Here is a 6,994-nt window from a genome sequence, read left to right on the forward strand (position 1 = left end):
AGCAAGCCCGGTGCTTCACCCGCCGCATCAGCACCATCATCCAAGCCATCCATACCCTGCTGACCTGCAACTATTCAGGATGAAAAGAGCTCACTGAAGATCTCACGCCAGCGTCAGACAAGTAAGGATTACTCAGCCACCTGTGCAACCAACGGATCAAACTGGCAGTGAGGGATGCATGGCGGCGGAACTTAGTCCCTCAAGTGGCAGTCGTATATCCGGCAGCAGCTTGCCAGCGGAGATGAGGAGATCGTTGTACAGCTTCCAAGTGCCCTACAACCCTGATTCGTTCGCGGGTAGCCTCCTTGACGGGGCTCCTGAACACCGGAGGAGCGGAGCGGTACTGCCTTTGAGCGCTCTACGCTACGGTTCAAGGATAGCTAGGGGCTACGACGCTGCGTCATCGGCTGCCGCGCACTGTGGCCCTCAGTCAGCGGAGTTGCGCGCCCTTCTACCCCGTCGCTTTAACATTCGCCCGCATGGTGTCCGGAGCAGTCATGTCACTGATTGAGCTGGCAGTACGGCAGGCGCTGCGATCAGACTGCCGATTCAGAGTTGGGGCAGTGTTGACGGTTGGTAAGCGAGTTCTGGCAGCTGCGCCCAACACGCGACGGAACTCGCCATTGGTGGACTTCCGTCATGCGACGTTCCATGCGGAGGAGGCAGTACTACGACGGGCCCCCCGGACCATAGGCGCGGTGCTCTACGTGGCGCGAGTGGGAGCCGGCGGGACACCTATGCTGGCCCGACCTTGCCCACGCTGCCAGGATGCTTTGGCGTCAGCTGGAATCGCGCGTGTCCACTACACAACGGAACTCGCTACCGTGGACACGATGGTCATTTCTAAAACAGTCCGACGACCACGCTCTCGTTAATGAATGCCAGGCAGTGCAGCACTAATGACTGGAAGGCGATTCAATCGGTCGTGGCAGCGATTTACTGCGTATGCTCTATCCGAAGACAATTGAACTCGAGATAGAAGTTACCCAAGGTTTTGGTGGCTGCACCACGGCAATGATGCGATGGACTCAAGGGAATCAGCAGCGCAGTTGATAACTGGAGACCAGTTAGAGGAAAAACCATCCGACAGGTTTCAAGGCTAATGAATTAGCTGATTGTAACGCTACCCGCGCCACGTTGCACAGAAAATATAACATCAACTCTGCCACATACGGTTTGACAGGCCAGAATGTATGACGCGGGGAGCAATCGAAGCCGTCCTGGACGGTTTAGCGAACCTTTCACGTATCGTCGGGTTCGATAGAGGCCAGAGCGGCTAGCGTAGCTGTCAGGTTATTCCGGATACGTTCGCTGAAAATGAGTACGCTTCTCCCGGGAAGGAGATCTTTGATTCTGGTGGCTTCGAGAACCGCTACGAACGTGCGACATGAAGCGATTACCCACGCGGCATAGTCTCCCTGATTGCAGTTAGATTCCTTTCCCCGTTCGGTATCCTCCAGCGCCCTGGGCAGCCACGAGGAAATACCCTGCCCTGCGGTAGCTGGCGCCATCTGCTCTGCGATCAACTCCCGAATCTCCTTATGGAAATAACGGGCGAGAGATTCTGGGGGTGGCGGTGAGTAGTTCAGTTGCGCAAGGGCCCTCAGCAGCATCTGGGCCCAGGTACGGAATTCTTCCAAGTTCCCCTCGAGATGCCTATGCTGTACGGCGCGGGAGTGGAGCCGCGCCAGTATCGCAGCACACCGCTCGGCCGTGTCTGTGTCTCGCGTGGTGGATGCTTGCATCATCTGACCTCCGTGCTAGGGGCGCTTGTGTACCTCCATCCTCCGAGCGAGCGACCAGAAGGTTCGTGAGCAATGCCTACTCACTGAGCAATCGTGACAAATCTGGGCATTGCGTGTTTTTCATCCTGGCGCTGAAGGGTGAATCCGCTGATCAGCGGGCTGACGACCGCAACAGAGCCCTTCATCGTTGGGGTGGTTGCATCAACTCAACACATCAGCGGCCGCAGGCTCTGTTGGTTCCGAGTCGGGCCATGCTCGACGTCCCATACGAGCTTGTGGGCTTGCTTCGCTTTGAAGGGCTGAACAAGCCGCATCGGCAGGACCGGCGATGGGCGACGGCATGGAGCCCGGAGCAGATCTCACACCGTCTCCATGCCGACTTCCCCGCTGATGAGTCCATGCGCATCAGCCACGAAGCGATCTACCAGGCGCTGTTCATCGAGGGCCGTGGCGCGCTCAAGCGGGAGCTGGTCACGTGTCTGCGTACCGGCCGGGCGCTGCGGACTCCCCGTGCACGGTCACAGAACAAACCGCAGGGGCATGTCACCGCGGACGTCGTCCTCAGCGAACGCCCCGCCGAGGCTGGGGACCGCGCGGTCCCCGGACACTGGGAAGGCGATCTGATCATCGGGTCGGGCCGGTCCGCGATCGGCACGCTTGTCGAACGCAGCAGCCGTTCCACGCTCCTGGTGCACCTGCCCCGGCTCGAGGGCTGGGGCGAGAGTCCGCCCGTGAAGAACGGGCCCTCCCTCGGGGGCTATGGCGCGATCGCGATGAACACGGCACCCACGATGTCGATGGCACAGCTGCCCGAGCAGCTGCGCAAGACCCTCACCTGGGACCGCGGGAAGGAATTCTCGGGCCATGCCCAGCTCGCTTTCGATACCGGGACGAAGGTGTTCTTCGCCGATCCGCACTCGCCCTGGCAGCGACCGACGAACGAGAACACGAACGGGCTGCTGCGGCAGTACTTCCCGACTTGTACTGGGGATAGCGGTGTCGTGATCGGGTTGGCCGCCCGTAGCGTGCCGTAGGACGCCGGGCAGGCTGACTCGAGTACTTCCTGCCGCCCTCGCGGGCTGGTTCTCCTTGGGTGTGTCGACCTGTCCGGTGTCCGTCCGCGGCTTGACTCAACAGAGGCATGAGCATCGGCCACCCCACGTTTCTCGAAGTCGGGATGTCAGCTGCGGATTCCACCGGCCCGCCGTCCGAGAAAGGGGACCGCCGATGATGCTGATCGGCATCGATCCGCACAAGTCGACCCACACCGCCACGGCTGTCGATCCCGAGAGCAACCGTGATCACGCGTCGATCCGCATCGACGTGACGCTCCAGGAATACCAGCGCATGCTCGACTGGGCCCGCCAGTGGCCGCAGCGGCGATGGGCCGTCGAGAACGCCAGGGGCCTGGGACGACACCTGGCTTCATGGCTGATCGCTCGGGGAGAAGAGGTCGTTGACGTCGCGCCCCGCGCCACCGCACGGGTCCGCCAGCTCTCACGCGGCGCGGGCCGGAAGAACGACCGCATCGACGCCGCTGCCGCAGCATGCGTCGCTGCCCTGCAAGGCGACGCGAGGCCGGTGCAGCCCGAGAACTCAACGGATGCCCTGGCGCTGCTGGACGAACGACGCAGCAACCTCGCTCAGGCCAGGGTCCGCGCGGTCAACCAGCTCCACGCGCTCCTGCGGACTCTCCTGCCCGGAGGAGCCCCGCGTGATCTGTCCGCCGCGAAAGCCGAGCAGCTGCTGGAGTCGGTCGTTCCCTGCGGTCCGGCCGAACTCACCCGACATGACCTCGCCGCTGACCTGATCGCCGAGATCCGGACATGGGACGTGAAGCTGAAGGACAACGCCAAAGCCATGGCCGCGCTGGTCGCCGAGTCCGAAAGCCGGCTCACTGACACCCCGGGCATCGGGGCCGTGACCGCCGCCCGCCTTCTCGGACGTACCGGAAACCCCACCCGCTTCCCGACCGCCAGTGCCTTCGCGCAGTACGCCGGCACCGCCCCCATCGAGATCGCCAGCGCGGACCGCGCACGCCATCGTCTGTCCCGGCGCGGTGACCGCCAGCTCAACGCGGCACTGCACACCGTGGCGATCACGCAGATCCGCATGCCCGGCACGCGGGGGCACACCTATTACCAGGCCAAGCTCGCCGAAGGAAAGACGTCCCGAGAAGCACAACGCTGCCTCAAACGCCGTCTGGCCGATCACGTCTGGCGCACCATGATCGCTGACGAGCGCCGACACACTCGAACGACGGGCCCAGGAGGACAGCAGGGGGCGGCTACAACATCCAGCGCGGCTGGCCCAACCCCGACGGCCAACTCTTCGGACAAGTCACTTCCCGGACCCGCCAAAACCGAGCCTACGCGCCCAGGCCGACTTGCTTGACAAACACAGAGGCACCGAAGGGGACCGACCTGTCCCGATGGCTGGCCAAGGACCTCGAAGCGGTCGCCACGGCGATCAACAACCGGCCCCGCAAGGTCCTCGGTTGGCGGACGCCGGCCGAGGTCTTCGAAGAACAGCTACGCTCGCTGCAACAGCCCGGTGTTGCAACGACCCATTGAACTCGCCCAATACGTGTCAATTCGCTATACCGACCGGCTGTCCGACATCGGGGCTTCGGTCGGGTCGGTCGCGGACTCGTATGGCAACGCGATGGCCGAGGCGCTGAACGGCACCTTCAAGGCCGAACTCATAGAGATGCAGGGCCCCGGAAAGGACGTCGACCAGGTCGAGCGGTCGATCTTCCAATGGATCACCTGGTACAACGAAGAACGCCTCCGCTCCGCGCTCGACTACGTTCCGCCCGCCGAGTACCAAGAAGCCTTCTGGCGGAGCCAGGAGCAAACCCCGCAGTCCGCCTGAACCAAGATCACCGGATCTCTACGAAACTCGAGGCAGCTCAGATCCTGGTCCTGGCCGGTCCTGCCTCGGAAGCTGGCACCGCCGTCCGCATCCTCTACTACCGCACCACCAGATCCAACCACTGCAATACCACAACCGCGAACACTCGGGGCTATGGACACCTGGTGAACAGGCTTTCGCCCTCCTCAAATCCTGGAAGATTTGCCCGGGCAAGATGCTCACCAACCGCACCAGCCGCACCGCGCCAGCCATCCCTACCCCCCTCAGGTGCGGAAACGGAGGAGGAAAAACACTCGCTGCCAAAGGCATCTTGTTCCGGTGTCGAGCTTTAACTGAATGCCTGCGCCCTCGATGAACTGCACTGAACGTGAGCGGGTCCGGCAACGCACACGAGGCTCTACTCTCGGTACTTCAAGAAGAATTCCGATCGAGATACAGAAGGGACCGAGGAGATCAACTGCTGTCAACTGGCGTCCACATGCATCCAAGGCTCTGCGTTCACCGGGCCAGAGCACCATCGATACCATATCTATCCAGGTATCCTCGAACATCTTTTTGAAGTTTGGTTGAGCAAGTAGAACTCCGCACGATTTTTAAGGCGGTATCCTGGTGGGATACCGCCTTAAATCTTCCCTAAATGGAACTAGGAGGCGAACCCTAGAGATCGAAGCAGTTCTTGATGGGCGAACTGTCCGTAGTACTCGAGCATGTCTGCGATTCGCTCGCCGGAGAAGGTCACCCTGATGATGATCCTGTTTTCATAGGTGATGTCGCCATGCAGTTCGGCAACCATGCGCTCTTCGATGATCGCGACATCAGGGTTGTCAGTCTGGTGGAACTTGAAGTCGTGCACTGTGATGCTCTTTGCCTGAGCGACGAGTGCGCTGAAGGCTGCGCGCAGTGCTTCATGGCCAACAAATACCGCAGGCATCCCAGCGGCAGGAAGGGCAGCCTCGTACCTTCCATCCTCACACCAGTAGTTCATGAACTCATCGATATTCCCCGCGAACAGATGTTCGGCGGCGTGGCGCCATACCTCTTCGTTGCGGGCTCGCGCGGCAGAGAGATCAGTGGGTGCAGCGTTTTCTGATGTGGTCATTTTGGGTCTCCTCGTGTGTCTTAGTAGGATCCGATACCGCGTGCAGGGGTGGGCGTTCCGTGGATTCGACGAGCATAGCGACGAAAGGCGCGGCGCCCTAGGGGCGGCAGCACGGCGCGAACGAGCCCGGGTGCCTTCTGAAGTTCGAGGCCAACGACTTCGGGGTCTCCCTCATAAAGCATCATTCCGAACCCGAGGGCCATCATCCGCTTCGGGATGGAGGACATGCCTTGAGCGGTGAACTCTTCCCACTCTTCGGATGTAATGTGCCGGGCCATGAGTGGCAGGAGGTGGGTCTCCTCGGCCTGTAGATGTTCGAAGAGCGCCGTACATAGATTGTCTATGGCCTGGGCCAGAGCGTCTCCGTCTGATCGAGACGCGGTACGGCGCCAGATGGCGAGCTTCGCCTCCGACTCCTCCAGCATGTCCGCTACGCGCTCATGCTGGCCTTGCATGACGTGGACTAGTGGTGCCAGTTCACTGGGGACGCGCTCGAGCAGTACGGCCCACAGGAGATCGTCTTCGATTTCGTGATGATGATGAAGGAGCGACATGAAGAGATCGGCGTGGCTCGCGATTCTTGATGCGCGATTGAGGTCGCCATCCTTTGTGGCTCGCACGAGTGCCGGCGTGAGGCCAAGTTCGCGGCGAAAACTCGAGTGGGCGACCTTCATCATACGCACGTCAGTAAGCCCTGGCCCGTGGAGCCGTGACGCATCCGTGTTCTGTTCTTTCACAGCCCTACCTCTTTCCGTACGGGTATGCACAAGTCTGGACTGAAGGACTTGGAAGCCACCCGACTCGGACTTGGAGAGCAGTTTGAGGCAAGCCAGGGGCTTGCCATCGTGCTCGAATGATGGCGATGCCAGGCCCTGCGGCTTGTGCATGGTGGAGATGAGGCCGCCCGTACGCTACTCGAAGGTGACCAGCAGTCGGTCGATGAACATCAACTGGTACTTCGCCCCTGTACTGACAGTCGCGTAACGCGGACGTTCAGCCGGTCCGGCGTCTCTTCGGTCCTGCCACGCCGGCTTAGCTCTGCGGCCAAATCGGCGATTGCGACCGATCGGGGCAGGGACCGTGAGCCTTTTCAGGCTGCTGGTCCTGACCGCGAGTTGAACATGCCTGCGTGACGACGAAGCTCCTGGTAGACGGGTTCACGACCAAGATCACCCGTGTCTGCCAGGAGTCTCAATGACGAAGTCAAGACTCCTGCGCGACGGGTGGGAAGGGGGTGAACAGCCTGTCGTCGCGCAGGAGAGCCCACAGCACGCTG

Annotated in this window: 5 protein-coding genes and 2 pseudogenes; 5 read left to right on the plus strand and 2 right to left on the minus strand. The window is 61.4% G+C overall.

The annotated features are described in order from the left end of the window. Positions 1-497: 497 nt before the first annotated feature. From ACFWUY_RS40020 to ACFWUY_RS40040, 5 genes and pseudogenes are all read left to right on the plus strand, one after another. Positions 498-875 (plus strand): hypothetical protein, encoded by a 378-nt coding sequence (locus tag ACFWUY_RS40020; RefSeq protein WP_384121642.1) that lies wholly within the window; start codon positions 498-500, stop codon positions 873-875. Positions 876-2,035: 1,160 nt separating this feature from the next. After that, a pseudogene (locus ACFWUY_RS40025) lies at positions 2,036-2,731 on the plus strand (IS30 family transposase); the annotation flags it as partial. 241 nt (positions 2,732-2,972) lie between these two features. Then, a complete protein-coding gene (locus ACFWUY_RS40030) occupies positions 2,973-4,139 on the plus strand; it encodes an IS110 family transposase (protein ID WP_384121644.1) in 1,167 nt (388 codons plus the stop codon). A gap of 14 nt (positions 4,140-4,153) precedes the next feature. After that, positions 4,154-4,318, plus strand: a pseudogene (locus ACFWUY_RS40035) (IS30 family transposase); the annotation flags it as partial. A 13-nt stretch (positions 4,319-4,331) separates the two neighbouring features. Beyond that, entirely contained in the window at positions 4,332-4,619 is a 288-nt protein-coding gene (locus ACFWUY_RS40040; RefSeq protein WP_384121646.1) for an integrase core domain-containing protein, read from the plus strand. A 643-nt stretch (positions 4,620-5,262) separates the two neighbouring features. On the opposite strand, the gene ACFWUY_RS40045 is transcribed toward ACFWUY_RS40040, so the two are convergent. Both ACFWUY_RS40045 and ACFWUY_RS40050 read right to left on the minus strand, forming a co-directional pair. Beyond that, a complete protein-coding gene (locus ACFWUY_RS40045) occupies positions 5,263-5,718 on the minus strand; it encodes a nuclear transport factor 2 family protein (protein WP_384121648.1) in 456 nt (151 codons plus the stop codon). A gap of 20 nt (positions 5,719-5,738) precedes the next feature. Further along, positions 5,739-6,395 carry a hemerythrin domain-containing protein gene (locus tag ACFWUY_RS40050; protein ID WP_384121650.1) on the minus strand — a complete coding sequence of 219 codons (657 nt, stop codon included), beginning with the start codon at positions 6,393-6,395 and terminating at the stop codon, positions 5,739-5,741. Positions 6,396-6,994: the final 599 nt, after the last annotated feature.

Origin of the sequence: Streptomyces sp. NPDC058664, assembly GCF_042716635.1 — a bacterium.
Taxonomy (GTDB): Bacteria; Actinomycetota; Actinomycetes; order Streptomycetales; family Streptomycetaceae; genus Streptomyces.

Excerpts from the sequence above, each read along its gene's own strand:
- ACFWUY_RS40020 (WP_384121642.1), top strand. The coding sequence starts at position 498 with ATGTCACTGATTGAGCTGGCAGTACGGCAGGCGCTGCGATCAGACTGC.
- ACFWUY_RS40030 (WP_384121644.1), top strand. The coding sequence starts at position 2,973 with ATGATGCTGATCGGCATCGATCCGCACAAGTCGACCCACACCGCCACG.
- ACFWUY_RS40045 (WP_384121648.1), bottom strand. The coding sequence starts at position 5,718 with ATGACCACATCAGAAAACGCTGCACCCACTGATCTCTCTGCCGCGCGA.
- ACFWUY_RS40050 (WP_384121650.1), bottom strand. The coding sequence starts at position 6,395 with ATGATGAAGGTCGCCCACTCGAGTTTTCGCCGCGAACTTGGCCTCACG.